The organism is Desulfurococcaceae archaeon (assembly GCA_038845865.1).
Lineage (GTDB): Archaea > Thermoproteota > Thermoprotei_A > Sulfolobales > Desulfurococcaceae > UBA285.
In genome coordinates this window covers 70,032-85,954 of sequence record JAWBQJ010000006.1, presented here as the reverse complement: position 1 = coordinate 85,954, position 15,923 = coordinate 70,032, and the positions used below count along the sequence as shown (strand labels likewise).

Annotated in this window: 13 protein-coding genes and 2 tRNA genes; 12 read left to right on the top strand and 3 right to left on the bottom strand. The window is 49.9% G+C overall.

Annotation, left to right across the window (positions count from 1 at the left end; genetic code table 11):
- Positions 1 to 10 precede the first annotated feature (10 nt).
- From QXU03_07380 to QXU03_07360, 5 genes are all read left to right on the top strand, one after another.
- Entirely contained in the window at positions 11 to 1,720 is a 1,710-nt protein-coding gene (locus QXU03_07380) for a type II/IV secretion system ATPase subunit (GenBank protein ID MEM2171550.1), read from the top strand.
- The gene (locus tag QXU03_07375; protein MEM2171549.1) at positions 1,717 to 3,402 is read left to right on the top strand and encodes a type II secretion system F family protein; all 1,686 of its coding nucleotides are present in this window, start codon (positions 1,717 to 1,719) and stop codon (positions 3,400 to 3,402) included. Before QXU03_07380 ends, QXU03_07375 begins: the two co-directional genes overlap by 4 nt.
- 163 nt (positions 3,403 to 3,565) lie before the next feature.
- Positions 3,566 to 4,267 (top strand): ABC transporter ATP-binding protein, encoded by a 702-nt coding sequence (locus tag QXU03_07370; GenBank protein ID MEM2171548.1) that lies wholly within the window; start codon positions 3,566 to 3,568, stop codon positions 4,265 to 4,267.
- 3 nt (positions 4,268 to 4,270) lie between these two features.
- A complete protein-coding gene (locus tag QXU03_07365; GenBank protein ID MEM2171547.1) occupies positions 4,271 to 5,476 on the top strand; it encodes a SufD family Fe-S cluster assembly protein in 1,206 nt (401 codons plus the stop codon).
- 203 nt (positions 5,477 to 5,679) lie between these two features.
- A tRNA-Gly gene (locus QXU03_07360) sits at positions 5,680 to 5,755 on the top strand.
- A gap of 208 nt (positions 5,756 to 5,963) precedes the next feature.
- On the opposite strand, the gene QXU03_07355 is transcribed toward QXU03_07360, so the two are convergent.
- Together QXU03_07355 and QXU03_07350 are read right to left on the bottom strand one after the other, a co-directional pair.
- Positions 5,964 to 7,010, bottom strand: a complete 1,047-nt coding sequence (locus QXU03_07355) for a branched-chain amino acid ABC transporter permease (protein ID MEM2171546.1) — start codon at positions 7,008 to 7,010, stop codon at positions 5,964 to 5,966.
- A gap of 1 nt (position 7,011) precedes the next feature.
- Positions 7,012 to 7,950, bottom strand: a complete 939-nt coding sequence (locus QXU03_07350; GenBank protein ID MEM2171545.1) for a branched-chain amino acid ABC transporter permease — start codon at positions 7,948 to 7,950, stop codon at positions 7,012 to 7,014.
- Between the two features lie 104 nt (positions 7,951 to 8,054).
- Here QXU03_07350 and QXU03_07345 point away from each other — a divergent pair, with 104 nt between their 5' ends.
- From QXU03_07345 to QXU03_07335, 3 genes are all read left to right on the top strand, one after another.
- Positions 8,055 to 9,413 (top strand): ABC transporter substrate-binding protein, encoded by a 1,359-nt coding sequence (locus QXU03_07345; protein ID MEM2171544.1) that lies wholly within the window; start codon positions 8,055 to 8,057, stop codon positions 9,411 to 9,413.
- A gap of 86 nt (positions 9,414 to 9,499) precedes the next feature.
- Complete coding sequence (locus QXU03_07340) at positions 9,500 to 10,318, top strand: ABC transporter ATP-binding protein (protein MEM2171543.1); 819 nt, start codon at positions 9,500 to 9,502, stop codon at positions 10,316 to 10,318.
- A 6-nt stretch (positions 10,319 to 10,324) separates the two neighbouring features.
- Complete coding sequence (locus QXU03_07335) at positions 10,325 to 11,032, top strand: ABC transporter ATP-binding protein (protein MEM2171542.1); 708 nt, start codon at positions 10,325 to 10,327, stop codon at positions 11,030 to 11,032.
- 45 nt (positions 11,033 to 11,077) lie between these two features.
- On the opposite strand, the gene QXU03_07330 is transcribed toward QXU03_07335, so the two are convergent.
- On the bottom strand, positions 11,078 to 11,317 hold the full coding sequence (locus QXU03_07330; GenBank protein ID MEM2171541.1) for a hypothetical protein: 240 nt from the start codon (positions 11,315 to 11,317) through the stop codon (positions 11,078 to 11,080).
- 224 nt (positions 11,318 to 11,541) lie between these two features.
- Here QXU03_07330 and QXU03_07325 point away from each other — a divergent pair, with 224 nt between their 5' ends.
- The 4 genes from QXU03_07325 to QXU03_07310 all read left to right on the top strand — a co-directional run bounded on the left by QXU03_07325 (position 11,542) and on the right by QXU03_07310 (position 15,900).
- Entirely contained in the window at positions 11,542 to 14,649 is a 3,108-nt protein-coding gene (locus QXU03_07325; GenBank protein ID MEM2171540.1) for a DEAD/DEAH box helicase, read from the top strand.
- A 54-nt stretch (positions 14,650 to 14,703) separates the two neighbouring features.
- Positions 14,704 to 15,039, top strand: coding sequence for a hypothetical protein (locus tag QXU03_07320; protein ID MEM2171539.1), 336 nt, complete (start codon positions 14,704 to 14,706; stop codon positions 15,037 to 15,039).
- A complete protein-coding gene (locus QXU03_07315; protein ID MEM2171538.1) occupies positions 15,014 to 15,754 on the top strand; it encodes a DNA/RNA nuclease SfsA in 741 nt (246 codons plus the stop codon). Before QXU03_07320 ends, QXU03_07315 begins: the two co-directional genes overlap by 26 nt.
- Before the next feature lie 43 nt (positions 15,755 to 15,797).
- Positions 15,798 to 15,900: transfer RNA gene (locus QXU03_07310), tRNA-Glu, on the top strand.
- Positions 15,901 to 15,923: the final 23 nt, after the last annotated feature.

The window sequence follows — 15,923 nt, the reverse complement described above, 5'->3', positions numbered from 1 at the left end:
GGGTGTCCCTATGCCGAGCTTACCCCGCTTCGAAATAAGAACCCTATTCCGGCGTAAGGCGAGGATTGAGGTCAAGGAGCCAGATTTCGGCGATAGGCCCGAGTACCTGGTCAAGTACATCAGCGAGTTTAAGGAGAAACACGGTGAGGAACCCCTCATAGCTGATAAGCCAGCGGGCGATATGAAGTTATGGAGTAAGTATAACATATTATACCCCGTTGGGGGAGGAGTGTTCGTACACGTCAACAACATCGAGCAAGGAGCCCGGGGGTATGCCAGGTACAATATAGTCGAGCCGCCGAGGCCTCCTCCGAGATTACTTAGGCTGATCGAGGAGATACTGGCATACAAGATCAGGCCGGAGCACGCGGTCGAGTCAGCCGAGGAGCAGAAGAGGGTCTTGTTGGAACTGCTCGAAGAGATCCTAGACGTAACTGATAAGCCCGTGGAGTATAACGGGGTCCGCCCGCGGAACTCCAAGGTCAAGGTGTACTCCGGGGACGTCGACTACGTGAAATACCACTTGATCAGGGACAAGATCGGGTTGGGCGCGCTAGAGCCCTTTCTGAGGGACCCCTACCTGGAAGACGTGTCATCGAGGGGCGTGGGCAACATATACGTAGTGCACAAGATTTTCGGCTCCCTGGAAAGCAACGTCGGCTTCCACAGCGAGGAGGAGCTAGATCAGTTCATAATAAAGCTCGGGGAGAAGATCGGCAAGCCGGTATCAAGAGCTAGGCCAATAGTAGATGCAACCCTCCCCGATGGTAGTAGGATAAACATAGTGTACGGAAAAGATGTAAGCCTTCATGGAAGCAACTTCACCATTAGGAGAGTGGCCAAGGTCCCTATCAGCGTAACTCAGTTGATCAAGTGGAGGACTTTCAGCGAGCTCGCCGCCGCTTACATGTGGATCATGATTAGCGAGGGCATGAGCGCCTTTATATGTGGTGAAACGGCTAGTGGTAAAACAACAACGCTGAACGCGCTGGCGGTATTCATCAAGCCGAACTACAAGATCGTCTCGATCGAAGACACCGCCGAAGTCGCATTACCGCACCCCAACTGGGTAAGAGAGTTGACTAGGGATACGGGGAAGGCGGAAAGCAGCGTCACGATGTTCGACCTGCTCAAAGCAGCGCTAAGGCAGCGGCCGAATTACATCATTGTCGGCGAAATCAGAGGTGCAGAGGGTAACATAGCGTTCCAGGCAATGCAAACAGGCCACCCCGTTCTCTCGACCTTTCACGCCGCTAACATTGAGAGGCTTCTACAGAGGCTTACGAATCCGCCTATAAGTGTACCTAAAACAAACCTAGATAACCTCAACATCGCCTGGTTTCAGTCATCGGTTTACGATAAGAAGGGATTGCTGGTTCGTAGGATGATATCCATTTACGAAGTACTGGGCTACGACCCTAAGACGGATTCCATCGCGGCGTTACCGGTGTTCGTATGGGACCCGGTAACAGATACGCACAGGTTCTCGGGTAGAGGTGCAAGCTACCTTCTAGAAGAGAAGGTGGCCGTAATGCGGGGCATTCCCCGCCGAGAAATAAACGTAGTTTACGAGGAACTGGAGCTGAGGGCTAGGTACCTGAAACTCCTCGCCGAGAAGAACGTACTGGACTACTACGATGTGTACCGCGCAGTGATCAAGACATACGAGCTCGGCCTAGAACAAGCCTATAAAAGGCTAATTAGGGGCGACCTCCTATGAGCTCGAGGAAAATACGCGATTTCATCGGTGAGCAGCTCAATAGGTTGTTAGACCTCTTCCTTAAGAGGGCATACCTGTTCGGGGCTGTAATACTGCTCAACGTAGTAGTGGTCTCGACGATCACGGTAACGGTTCCCTACCCCCTTAGCGCCGTTCTCGGCGCTATCGTAATCATTGGCTCAGTTATGCTTCTGGTCTACTACGTCGGTATTAGGAGGCTAGGAGGCATCATACCCGTATCAGACGACCTGGCATTCGTGTTAGTACACATGAGGTGCCTCGTCACCGGTAATCCCCCGCTAGTAACGCTTTTTCAAAAAGTTGGCGAAGCCGACTTCTACAGGAAGAAGTATAGGGACCTATACTCGAAGATCACTACGCTGACCAAGAACTGGGGGTACAGCCTACCGGAGTCCCTTAGACTGGTATCTAAGGAAACCCCAAGCAAGGTCGAAGAACAGCTCTTTCAGAGATTCTCAGCAATCGTCGCTACCGGTGGCGACGTAAAGGAGTACCTGAGGTTGGAGTACAATACGTTGTTTAGCGAGTACAAGTCCGGCTATAGTAGGATGATCGAGACACTAAGAGTCGTTCTCGGAATATACACCACCCTCATCGGTGCATTGACGTTTCTCGTGGCCACGCTCATGCTTTTAGGCATGATCTTCGGTGGAGCGGTCGAGCTCGTACTAACGGCAATAGTAGGCATGGCCCTCGCGCTACTTGCAATGTCGTCGGTACTCTACTTTATCATTAGGAGACCGCTATTCGAGTGCAGGAGAAGCCGTGCCGGCATAGTGAGGTCTATTAGTGTCCTAGGAGCGTGCGGAATGGCCTTCCTCGCCCTTATTTTCACGTACTTGGTTATTACCTTGAAGATAACGGAGATGGAGGCTACATCCCTGTACGTGATATTCGCAGGGCTAGCTTTACTGCCAGCCGGTTTGCTGGTTAAGTTTTACGAAGGCAGGATTATCGAGTATGACATGTTCTACCCAGCGTTTCTAAGAAGCTACGGCGAGCACCTAGCTGTAGTGCCGAATATGCTCGAATCGCTGAAGCCTCTACTAATGGCTGAGCTCGGGAAGCTCAAAAAGCTCCTCGTCAAGGTGTATGCCGGTTTGTTGAACAAGATAGACCCGAGAATAATCTGGACGCGCTTCGCCGAGGAGTCCGGTAGCGACCTCGTCGCGCGAACCACAAAGATCTTCATTGACACGATTGAGCTCGGCGGAGACACTGGCGAAGCTGGGTCCTTGCTATCCGATCACGTTAACGAGTTCTTCAGGCTCAGACTAGCCTACTTACAGGTGTTTAGGACCTTTGAAATCACACTCTACGCCATGCACGCTGTTGCGATAGTACTGTTAATCTTCGTCGGCGGGTTCATAAACGCGTTTGCGAGCGTCGTCTTAAAGTACGCGATGAGCGTCCCAGCGGAGTTTGCCGGCTTGTTCTCGTTCTTCACCGTAAAGCCCGTGGACATCTCGTTAATGGTTAACATTTCAACGCTAGTTCTCGCGATGTCCAATACCATTGCATTACTATCAGTTAACCCGGGTTCAAGGCACGCCGTATACTACTTCCTGGCCGTAATGCTGATAATGACGGGTGTAGGCGTGTACCTGGGTAGCATCGCGATGGAGTCCCTTCTGGGTACGTTTTTCACGCCGTTTATTTAGTAGTACTGACCGTTACTGGGCGCCCCGCTGACACCGTCAACGTGGGCCGAGCTAAGTGTACAGATCAATCTGCCGTGCACGCTTAAAAGTCATTGGTATGAATATTACACTGGGATTTTTCAGGTGAGGTTGTATACCATTACTGGAACTGAGAGATCTTAGCGTGTGCGTTGAGGGTAAGAAGGTCGTTGAAGGCATCTCGCTGGTAGTTGAACCCGGGGAAGTCCACATTATAATGGGGCCTAACGGTAGTGGTAAGTCAACGTTACTTTCAGCGGTAATGGGGTTAAGGCATGTCAGTGTTTGCGGGGGGAAGATACTTTTCAATGGTAGAGATATCACCGACATGCCTAGCTGCGAGAGGGCAAAACTAGGTATTGCACTAGCGCACCAGAACCCACCTGAAGTTAAGGGAGTGAAGCTAAGAGACGTGGCTTCGGCCATGGTTAAGAAGCACGGTTGTTCCGACTGCATGTTACTAGCTAAAACACTACTAGTAGAGGAATTCATGTCAAGGGACCTCTTCGTGGGGTTTAGCGGTGGCGAGAAGAAGAGAACGGAGCTTTTCTTAGTAATGCTTCAAAATCCCAAGCTCGCGATGCTCGACGAGCCGGATAGCGGTGTAGACGTGGAGAGCATCGAGCTTATAGCCAGGTCTATTGAGATGTTACGCGCGCGCGGAACAGCCGTAATGCTGGTGACTCATCTCGGCGTAATAGCGGAAAGGCTTAGTAGAATAGACAAGGTGCACGTGATCGTGCACGGGAGAATAGCTTACAGTGGCTTTCCCGACGAGGTGCTCCCGGTGGTAATGAAATTTGGTTATAGAAAGGGCTTAGAGATGCTTATAGGTAAAGGTGTGTAGAGGATGGACGTCGAGGAGATCAAAAAAGCACTAGATAAGCCGGCAAAATACGGGCCGGATATAGACTTGCAAAGGTACAAACTCGAAGACGTACTAATCGAGGAGGTTAAAGAAATAGCGGATCCCGGGGTAGTGTCGGCCGCACCGAGAGTTGGTTTGGCTTCAGATAAGTTAACGTACGTGCAGGCCAATGAAAAAGTACTGTATACTGCCATGACTAGGGCCCTCTCAAAGTACGGCGTTCTAGTCTTATCGACTAGAGAAGCCGTCGAGAGGTTCCCAAGAGCTAGTGACCTAGTATGGAGGCTCGTAGACCCGACTACCGACAAATACGTAGCAGCTGCGTATTTATACGGTGGGGAGGTGGGTTACTTCATTTATGTTCCCCCGTACACGAAGGTACCGGTACCCATATACACGTGCCTCGCCATAACGAGCAATAATACTGTGCAGTTTGCCCATAACGTAGTGTACGTAGACGAGGGCTCGGAAGCCAACGTAGTGACTGGTTGCGCTATACCGCACGGAGTTTATAGTGGTGTCCACGTGGGCGTATCGGAGTTCTATGTTGCCAGAAACGCCAAGCTCACGTTCACAATGGTACACGCATGGGCGGAGGGCCTTCACGTAAGGCCTAGGACGAGGGTTAGCGTTGATGAGGGTGGAGAGTACGTTAGCTACTACGTCACTTACAGCCCGGTAGCATCTATACAGACATACCCGGTAGTCAACTTGGGGAAAAACGCGAGAGCCTACCTAGCTTCAATAATCGCTTCGAGCAAAAGCGGTGTATACGATATTGGCTCTGGTAGCGTGCTAGAAGCGCCAGGAGCTTCCGTAGAAAACGCGTCTAGAGTAATTGCTAGAGACGAGTCAAGTGTGTACGCGAGAGCGGAGATAGAGGCCTTAGAATCCGATACCCGCGGCCACGTCGAGTGCTTGGGACTACTTCTATCACCAAAAGCCACAATTTCGTCAATACCCATTATAACGTCTAGGAAGCAGGGTGCAGTGCTCAGTCACGAAGCGGCTATAGGCCTCATAGCCCAGAAAGAAATAGACTACTTAATGAGTAGAGGGTTCACGGAAGAGGAGGCGAAGGCTGTTCTGGTGAGGGGCTTCATGAACATAGAGGCGCCAATACCCCCCGTAATCAAGAAACAAGTAGATACGATACTTGATGTGGTTACAAAGTACGCTGTAGGCTAACCCCTTAACTACGTTCCCCTACGTATATTTGAACAGCTCTCAGCAACCTTCCCGACCCAGCGACCACTGTTCTGGTCCCAGGGAGAGGTGCAGTCCCAGATCCCCTCTAAGGAGGCCTCCATCCTTTAGAGCAGGAGCAAATGCCCGAGACTAGCAATGCACTGATTTAAAAATGCCTCCAAACAATAACCAAATATTGGGGTGCGGCGGTCGTCTAGCCTGGACTAGGACGCCGGCCTGCCACGCCGGAGATCCCGGGTTCAAATCCCGGCCGCCGCACCTTCCTCTACACGGCCAATTCCCAATCCTTCCACCGCTTCCGTGTTCGCGGGACAGAGTGAGGCTTGTCTAGGCACTTAAGAACGCGATATCTGTGCTCTAGTGGTGTTTGGAGGAGTTGGATCTTGTGATTTCTGTGGTTAAAAATTATTTTCATTAACGGGGGGTATATGTCTTATTTGTCAGCGTTACTTTACGAGGCCTCCTCCTATACCCTTTTCTTAATTTCTTCCAGCTTCTTGCGCGGTAATGCCGGTGTGGGCTTTTCGGGTATGAGTCCCTGCGGCCTGAAGAGCATTATAGCTATTAGTGCCAGTCCGATTAATATGTATTCAAGCCATTCCGGTGACATGGGTATTACTGCTGATAGTGCGCCCTTGTAGAGTATAATGGCTGTTCTCACCACAGTGTATATGAACACGCCTACCAGTACACCGAGGTTGTTTCCAACGCCTCCAAGCATTAAGAAAGCCCACGGCCAGAACGTCCACGTTAACCTAGTATAAGTAACCGCCTTCATGCTGCCGGTATAGAGGGCCCATAAAGCCCCCGCAATAGCGGATACCGCGCCGCCGACTATCAACACTTGTGCACGCGTCTTGATGACGTTTTTGCCGTAAACTTCAGCGGCTATTTCGGCATCTCTCACTGCTTTAAGCATTCTTCCGTATGGTGAATGCGCTAGGAGCTCTGCGTAAACGTATATTATTATGGCTACGGCGAGGGCCACTAGTACCATGGTAGACGCTCTAGCGGGCCCTAGAAACCTCAAGGGGTCTGCAACCCATATTCCAATAGTACCTCCTACTAGGGGCTGATAATTCCACGATATGTTGACTATGATGTCCCCGAACGCTAGTAGCGTTATGCCCAGGAACGGGCCTTTAAGCCTGAGGGCAGGGTATGCGCAGAGGTAGCCGATTAAGCCGCCTAGGAGGGCGGCTATTATTAGCGTGAACACCAGTACTAGTACGGAAACGTGTGGGTTCTGTGCAAGCCATTCGTTAATAGCGGTCACTATCTTCGGGTTTTCCATGCTTTCCGCGTACTCCGCGCCTGCTGGTAGCCCGAGCATTAACGCTAAGATCCTGCCTGGAATGGCGGCGGCTACTATAGCGCCGACTACTACGGCTAGTAACCTACCGAACTGAGGCAGGTTAAGGAACCCCACTTCTATGTTTAAGCTGATCGTAACTATTAGCCCTATCGCGAAGTTCAGTATTATTTGCTGTGCCAATGGATCCAGCTGGAGCACGTTACTTCACCACTTTCGCCCGCATCTTTCTAGCCAAGGTAATTAGTCCACCGGGCTCAGTCAAGTTCATTGCAGCCATTATCGCGAGCGGTATTGCTGCCCTATACGCGTATATCCAGCCACCTATAACCGGGGCTAGAATAGATGGTATTATGAGTTCGCTGAGACCTACTAGGAAACCGCCTAGCGCTGCTCCAAACACATCACGAGCTCCACCTCCTACAATAGCCCCCGCGAAGAACGTCACGACTGTCTCTAAGCCTATGCTAGGCCTACCGGTGAATATCATTACTAGTAGCGCTCCACTCAGTCCGGCGAGGCCTCCACCAATGACCCATGACGCTACGTACACGAGCTCCGGGTTTACGCCTTGAAGTTGAGCTAGCTCCGGGTTCTCGATCGTGGCCCTCATGGCGATACCGATCTTGGTCTTGGTGAAGATCGCGTAGATCGCTACTAAGACTATGGCCAGTAGGATTGGGGCCATTATCCAGGACATCCTCACAGGGACCCCCCCGGCATAGAACACGGGGTCCTTGATCTCCAGTACAAAGTTCTTTGCGACGGGGATCTTGTAGTTGTAGATCATAAAGTCCGCAAAGTGGTTTATGAAAGCGAAGAGTATCAGGTCTACGCCGAGGGTGGTCATCATGAGGCTTATATCGCTCGCTTTAGCTTTTAAAAGCCACCTGTTTACAGCAAAGTATGTTACTAGACCCAGCGCTGCGGAAAGCGCAAATGCCAGCGGGAAGTACATGTATGGTAAACCACCGTAAAAGCATACCATGGTGAATACTATGTAACCGCCCCAAGAAACCATGGATGAGTGGGCGAAGTTAAAGGTCTTAGTAGCGCCGTATATCGCTGCTATCCCAATAGCCCCGATGGCTATTACCACAGAGTACACCACCGACTTCATTACCACTACTACATCGATCATGTACTCGTAACACCCTTCTCCAAGTTCTTTATGATTTTTAAAGTTAAAAATCGTACAATGTCGTTGCCGGAAAGCTTTAAATATTATTGACTGCTCTTAATAAAATGGGGAAATGTATGCCTCAAAGGGCATACCTACTAGCCGTAGTTCTACTAATTGTCGGGATAGTAGCGGGTTACGGAATAGGATCTGTAACGGCACCTAGGGTAACAGAAACCGTGACTGTTCCTGGACCTGGAGCAGCCACTGTAACTACTACAGTTGTACAGACCGTTACACTGCCCGCTCCCGGAGTTGGACTTAGCGGTGAGGTTCGCATAGGAGCGCTATTACCGCTCTCAGGTGTACTGTCTTCTTTCGGGGCGGAGTATAAGGCTATACTCGAGTACGTTGAGGGCGAGATAAACAGCTACCTTGCAGGACTAGGTAGGCCTTGGAGAATAAAGTTCGTCGTGGAGGACACGGGAACGGACCCCAAGACCCACCTAGATAAGCTCATGGCACTTGCAGGAGCGGGAATAAAGATCTTTATTGGAGGCGCCTCGAGCGCGGAGCTTTCCGAGGCATTAAGCTTCTGTAATGCGAACAACATCCTAATAATTTCACCGTCCTCGACCTCCCCCGCACTAGCACTAGTAGACATGGGGCTTAGGTACACTCCCAACGACCTCTATCAAGGCAAGGCAATAGCTAAGATCATGTGGGAGAGAGGTACGAGGTGGATTATACCAATGTGGAGAGGCGATACGTGGGGCGACGGCTTAGCTAAAGCATCAGTCGACGAGTTCACAGCAATTTGCAAAGCTAGTGGAGAGACATGCGGCGTTATAGAGGGTATAAGATATGACCCTGCAGCCAAGGAATTCTCCGCTGAGATATCTCTACTAGCATCTAAAGTAACAGACGCTACGGGCAGGTATGGCAAGGACAAGGTGGGTGTGCTACTGATCTCATTCGAGGAGGCTGCTGCTATATTTGCAGCCGCCAAGGCATACCCCATTCTGAGCGAAGTAATGTGGCAGGGCTCTGATGGAACTGCAAACGTCGCTGTGCTGCTAGATCCCGGCGTAGCCGACATAGTCATTAAGACTAGGTTCTACAATACCATGGCTTCTCCGGGTATATCGCCCCGGGCTGAAATAGTTAGGAATGTTATTAGAGCGAAGCTTGGAAGGGATCCCATGGGTTACACGTACTTCGTATATGACATTGCCTGGACCGTTGCGTTAACGCTAGACGCGGTGGGTACATACGATGCCATAGCAGTAAAGAACGCCTTACCATACATACACCAGAACTATCTAGGGGCATCAGGACTCGTAAAGCTGGATGAAAACGGTGACCGGGTCCTAGCATCATACGACATATGGTTCGTCGTAGAGGAGGCGGGTAAGTATGCCTGGAAAGTTATAGGAATATACGACGGCGCGACCGGTAGGGTCATATGGTACACTAGTCCTTAACGGCAGGCACCTCTCTACGCGTCTTTTAGCTAGTACATCCATTTCATTTTTTACCTGGATTCTGTAAATTAGTACAAGGTGGTTTGGTGATTCCGGCGCCCGAAGAAGGGGGCATGCCTGAATACGCCGCTGTAGGTAAGGATACTATATTGAGAACTATTAACCTAACTAAACGCTTCGAGGGGCTAGTAGCTGTAGACCGTGTTAACGTGAACATACCGAGAAGGAAGATAACGCTCCTAATCGGTCCTAACGGTGCTGGAAAAACGACATTAGTCAACGTCTGTGTCGGCGTTTTAAAGCCCGATGAGGGGAAAGTGCTTTACTACCCTAATGAGAACGAAGAGCTAGATATAACTGGCAAACCACCCCACGAAGTTTACAAGATTGGTTTTGTGAGGTCTTTTCAGATCCCCCAGCCTTTTCTAGCTCTCACCGTGTTGGAAAACGTGCTCGTAGCTTACAAAAACCCCGGTGAAAACCCGATCAAGGCAGCACTTAGATTCAGCTGGAGGAAAGTGGAAGAGGAATTAGTTGAAAAAGCATTTAAAATACTAAAACTCACCGGGTTAGAGGACTACTGGGACGTAGAGGCTTTCAGGCTCGGAGCAGGGCAACTAAAAATGCTAGAAGTCGCAAGAGCGCTCGCGACAAACGCGAAGCTGATAGCCCTCGACGAGCCTATAGGGGGAACCGACCCCGCGTACGCGAAAGGCATTTTCGTAAAGCTCAGGGAAATCCTCCACTCGACAAACGTGACTTTCTTGGTGATCGAGCACCGAATAGACATAGCGCTCCCATTCTCAGACTTCGTATACGTAATGGATAGGGGTAAAATCGTGGCTGAAGGAAGCCCCGATTCCATACTAAAGAACCCTAAAGTGACCGAGATCTATATAGGGTGATAAGTTATGAGCCTAGAGGTGAAGGACCTTTCTTCGGGTTATGGAAAGCTAAAAGTGCTCTTCAACATCAACTTCTCGGCGACGCCTGAAAGCATCGTGGCAGTAGTGGGCCCTAACGGTGCTGGAAAAACAACGCTTCTAAACAGCATTTACGGATTCACCGACATCTATAGCGGGCAAGTACTATTCGAAGGAGTAGACATAACTAATCTTAGCCCGTACAAGAGGGCTAGACTGGGGTTAGCGTACGTTCCCCAGACAGGTAACATATTCTCCGACTTAACGGTGTACGAGAACCTCGTGTTAGCCGGGTACCAGTTACCTAGAGAAGACGTCAAGGACCGGGTAGATGAAGTACTAAACATATTTCCAAAGCTCAAGGAGCTAATACATAGAAGAGCCGGTACGCTTAGCGGCGGCGAGAGAAGAATGCTCGCGATAGCCATAGGCCTGATGAAGAAACCTAAAGTACTACTTTTAGACGAGATAACTACCGACCTGGCTCCAATCATAGTGAAAAGCGTTCTGAACAAAATAGTAGAGCTCAGAAATAACCTGAAGATAACGGTTGTACTCGTCGAGCAGTACGCTAAGAGAGCGCTTGAGATAAGCGATAGGGCGTATCTCCTAGTCAGTGGAAGAATAAGGTTCGAAGGCAAACCCGATGACCTCCTCAAAAACGAAGAGCTGGTGAAGATCTACCTCGGGTTATAGATCTAGTTATGTAAATACCGCGCGTAACGCCTTCCCTTGTAACGGCTATGCTGTTCCCCGCATGCTGTGCGTTACGCGATTGGCAAGGAGCACGAGGAGCCTTTCCACGGCTTCAAGCACTAGTGGTAGGATTACGGCAAATATGAGCGTAGTAATAACCCTAGCAAGAGCTGGGTCTACGGTGACTACGGTTGCGATTAAAGTAGATGAAGTGAGTACGGCAAAGGCGGCGGCGAAAAGTACCGGCGTCTCAAAAGACGTTGCTCCCTTATTACCACTACGCACGGGGAACCACCCTTTATTAGAAGTGACGGGTTTAAAAGTAGTTGTTTGGTGAACTAGGATCTCACCGTTCGCTCAAATACTACACAGCTAAGGGTTTTCTTCGCGCGTCCCCTTCCACGAGTAGCTACGTCCGTTCGACCACGCCGTAGAAGCCGTCTGAGCGGCCCTCACCAAGATTTTAACGGCTTAGAGCCATTATTCTAACTGGGTTTCTGACAGTGCTCATGAACAGGGTTCATAGCGAAGACGTTTTAGTGAGTAAAGGTTACAGCTATTTAAAGCACATTGAAGCCGGTTCGGAGCCCGAGTACGTTGACGTGGCTTTCAGGGACATAGTACCGGAGCTCTCGCTACTCGAAATCGGTAGTCAGAGGCTTTATAAACATCAATACTCAGCGTATCTCAAACTCAAAGAAGGCGGTAACGTGGTCTTAAGAGCTGGAACTGGTAGCGGTAAGACGGAATCATGGGTGTTATACCTCCTGGAGCAGGTCAGGAACGGGCGCGATTTCCACGCCATCGCGATTTACCCGACGCTGGCGCTAGCTAATGATCAGATCAAGAGGCTTGAAAAGTACGTTAATGCTGTGCGTGGAAAACTGATCCAGCTGGATAGCGTTAGAAAAGAGGAGTTATTGAGCAAGCTAGGTAATGGTAAGCTGAGAAGCCTCGTAAACCTCTCCAACCTGGTTATAACCAACCCGGCTTTTCTACTCCACGACTTAAAGAAGTACTTTGTACGGAAAGAAGGTGCCGTGCTTTCGCGTCTTTACACGAAACTAAACCTGTTAGTAATAGATGAACTCGACTTCTACGGTCCGCGTAGCCTCGCATTACTGCTAGCGATGACGTCCCTTCTTTCAAAGATCGCAGAAAGCGGGCTCCAGGTAGCCGTGCTTTCAGCAGGCATTGCTAATCCCGAAGACCTCTGTACCTTTCTCGAAGACGTTACTAAACGCGAATGCGCCAGCATCGAAGGCGCGCCCTTTAGGGTTGAGAACCACGTGTACATTGTACTAGGCAAAAACATCGAAACCGTGTGGAACGTCGTCAGGGGGATCTGGAGGGAAGCGGTGGTGAAACACCCTGAATTGAAAGAGCTATCTGGTAAGGTACACGACTTTAACGAATTCAAGCGCAACGTATACCAAGTAGTATCGATCCTCGAAAGCCTTGGATACAAGCTTCCAAGCCTTCACGTAGACCCGGCTGAGCTGATCGCGGAGTACTCGAGGGATAAGTACGTGACGCTCGTCTTTACGAGAGGCATTAACACCGCTGAGGAGCTGGTGAAGTCCATTAGGTCGAGGTACGGAGAAGGATGCCCTCTTGCCTCTCACCACCACTTAGTTCCGAAGAAGACAAGGGAGATTGTGGAAGAGAAGGCAAGGAGGGGGGAGGTGAAGGTCATCGTCTCGCCTCGTACGCTATCTCAAGGAATAGATATTGGGCTGGTAGCTAGAATAGTGCACTTAGGGTTACCAGATAGTGTAAGAGAATTCCATCAAAGAGAGGGTAGAAAGGGTAGGAGGAAGGAACTAGGGTTTTCGGAAACTGTAATCGTGCCCTACTCAAGATGGGATAAGGAGCTACTCGCCAGTGGAATCGATGCACTTAAACAGTGGCTTGACTTAGGCCTCGAGAGGACCCTCATAAACCCTAATAACCTCTACACACACCTCTTCACCGGGATTATAAAACTGCTTTCGCCTTGGTTTAGACAGGACCTAGACGTGCTAGAAAGAGAGGCCCTCAAGAGAACGGGAGTACTCGACGAGAACAACTACGTGAACGGTAAAAGGTTAAAAGAAGTGTTCGATAAACTAAACTTCTACGAGTACGCCCCACCCTATGGTATCAAGAGATACCTGGAAAAAGATGGCCGGCTGGTGCCGCTCGAACCCATAGGGCACTGCGACCTCGTAGAGAAGTTTCAGCCAGGTTGTATGGATCCTGGCGAAGATGCACTAGTAGTCTCGTTAGAGCACGGTAAAACTTCAAGGACTGTGAAATGCGTTTTGGAGAGGAGTGTACGCGAAGTTGACTTTAGGGCCTACAATGGCCTATCTGCCGCGCTCGAAGAGTATAGGTACATTAAATTAAAGTGGGGTGAAACCCCTCACATCGTAAAGGACCTCCTAGCTGGAAGGGTAAGTAGTGAGGTCATGTGCATAGTCTACACTCCGAGAAACGGCTTTGGCAAGTACATAAAGGTACCTGAAAGGTGTATTTGGACCGTTAAGTCCGAGAAACCTAGGTACGTGGTAGTGGGGAATAGACCGGTAGTATACTACGACAAAAGAACGGTCTACGTCCCCCTACCCACTGGTGGCGAATACCGGGATTTCACGTATGGGTATGCGTATTCCGTGGACCCGCGCGAAGACGCGGAGTTGATCAGAGTGGGGCTCGCATATCTGGTAATCGTTTTAAGGAGGTATTTTGGCATACCTTTAGGGACAGTGCTTTACGACGTGACGAAGATCGGCGAGTACAAGTACTTCTCGCTATACGAGCCAGAAGCGGCCGGGCTGGTGGAAACGATTGACTGGCCTAGCGTGAGGAAGCTCGTTGAATCGCACAAACCGGACGATCTCGACCGGATCATGATGTCGGAGATAGATGACATGGCGTACTCAACTCTCATAACCATGGAGTTCAACTGGGACCTCGTCAAGGAACACGCGGTAAAAGTCGTAGACTACGTACTGGCGCGAGATCGGGTGAAAGCCATGTTTAGGGGTAAAGAGATGTACATTCCCCGTCCAAGCCCCGCATTAAAGTTACTATCTTACTCGATTATCAGTGAGGTGCTAGATGGAGAAGCCATTGCGCCTTCACTACTAACAGGGCATGGAGTATACAACGGTGAAACCTTTCTAGGAGATGTAGACGTGTACCCTTCCTTACCGCTCATTAAACCCCCACAACCTCTTCTAAGGGTGGAAGAAGCTATTCTAGACAAGGTTTTCTACGAGGACTATAAGCTAATTGTAGAGGATAGGAGGACTACTCTAGTTCAATTAAGACAAGCTAACTTAAAGAGGCTTGTTTCACTTGTTGAGAACGATAAAGGGCAAGTAATAGACTTATCCATGCTCGCGGGTAAGTGTGGTATGGAGTTTGTAAGCGTCGAGGAGCTCTCAGAGGCCTTCGGCTCGTTACCGAGCATTAACTATGCTAGCATTAGAGACACCCTTAGAAAGGTTAGGGAGTACAGGAAGACGTTGCAAAGGGAACGTGAAGAGGTTTTAAAGTATCTCGAGGAGAGGAGTAAAAGCCTATATATAGCTTACCTAGTTTTGAATGAACTGTTAAAAGACAGTAAATAGTCTGTTCACGGTGTGAAGGGGTTAAAGTTGGTAGGTATCTGCCAAGATATTTTCGTGCTTCAGAAGGCAATTGCCGTGGGCGTGCTAGTGCTACTAATTATTGTCTCTTTTTTCAGCATAAAGAGCGTTGTAAAAATCGTCGTCTCGTTCATTGCGCTATTCGTAGCTATAGCGCACTATGCTGTGCTTTCAAGCCTCACCAAGTACGTTAAGGTGATGATATACCCGTTCATAGTTACCGAAAGTACCTCCAGCGGCTCCGTGTTCTACGTTGACATCGGCCAGCTTATACTAGTTTTACTGTTACTGGCGTGGCGTGCAGAACTCCACGACTTGCTGAGGAAAACCCGCTGGTGGAGACGGCATGAACGCGTTGAAAGAAATAATTAAGTTCGATGACCTTTACGAGTGCACAGTCATCAGTAGGGTTAACAGGTTTACCGTCATCGTGGAGGTGCGGGGCTCCGAGGTAGCTGCGTACATAAACAATACGGGTAGGTTGCACGAATACGTGGTTAAAGGTAAGGTGGGCTACTGCATTGAAACACCACGAGGAGGACTTAAGTACAGGATCATTGGAGTAAAGGACGGCAACCACGAAGGGTATGCCGCGCTTCTTGATACAGCATACCAGGAAAAAGCTTTCGCAGTTCTACAAGAACGTGGTATGATTCCGTGGCTGTTAAGCTGCGTGCTGTACAGGAGAAACTACAGGTTAGACCGCGAAATAATAGACTTCGCTTACAGTTGCCACGAAGACCTGGTGCTCGTAGAGCTGAAAAGTGCAGTAATGAAGCTGGAAGAAGGCGTTGCAGGGTACCCTGATGCCCCGACCGTTAGGGGTAGAAGGCAGATTCAAGCGCTTGCAGAATATGCCAAGACAGGTAAGAGGGCCTTTATTACGTTCATAGCAGGCGTACCCGGGGCACGAAAAGTAAAACTTCACTGCTACGCCGATCGGAAGATCTGTGTGGCCGCCGAGCATGCCGCACGAAGCGGCGTATTGTTTAAGGCCATAAACCTATACGTTGACCCAGCAATTAAAGGCGTGGTCTCAGCTGGCGTAGACATACCAGTAGAGCTGGGGTGCGACGTAACCACGTAGGCTTGAAGACTTAAAAGCGTTTACATCAAGAGAATTATTAGGCGCCGCCGTAGTATAGCCCGGTCAAGTATGCGGGCCTCTCGAGCCCGTGACACCCGTCAGGCCCGTGGGTGCGGGAAACCCGGGTTCAAATCCCGGCGGCGGCACTAATCCTCTGATCTTCATGAAA

Excerpts from the sequence above, each read along its gene's own strand:
- QXU03_07365 (MEM2171547.1), top strand. The coding sequence starts at position 4,271 with ATGGACGTCGAGGAGATCAAAAAAGCACTAGATAAGCCGGCAAAATAC.
- QXU03_07345 (MEM2171544.1), top strand. The coding sequence starts at position 8,055 with ATGGGGAAATGTATGCCTCAAAGGGCATACCTACTAGCCGTAGTTCTA.
- QXU03_07350 (MEM2171545.1), bottom strand. The coding sequence starts at position 7,950 with ATGATCGATGTAGTAGTGGTAATGAAGTCGGTGGTGTACTCTGTGGTA.
- QXU03_07315 (MEM2171538.1), top strand. The coding sequence starts at position 15,014 with ATGAACGCGTTGAAAGAAATAATTAAGTTCGATGACCTTTACGAGTGC.
- QXU03_07375 (MEM2171549.1), top strand. The coding sequence starts at position 1,717 with ATGAGCTCGAGGAAAATACGCGATTTCATCGGTGAGCAGCTCAATAGG.
- QXU03_07325 (MEM2171540.1), top strand. The coding sequence starts at position 11,542 with ATGAACAGGGTTCATAGCGAAGACGTTTTAGTGAGTAAAGGTTACAGC.
- QXU03_07335 (MEM2171542.1), top strand. The coding sequence starts at position 10,325 with ATGAGCCTAGAGGTGAAGGACCTTTCTTCGGGTTATGGAAAGCTAAAA.
- QXU03_07380 (MEM2171550.1), top strand. The coding sequence starts at position 11 with ATGCCGAGCTTACCCCGCTTCGAAATAAGAACCCTATTCCGGCGTAAG.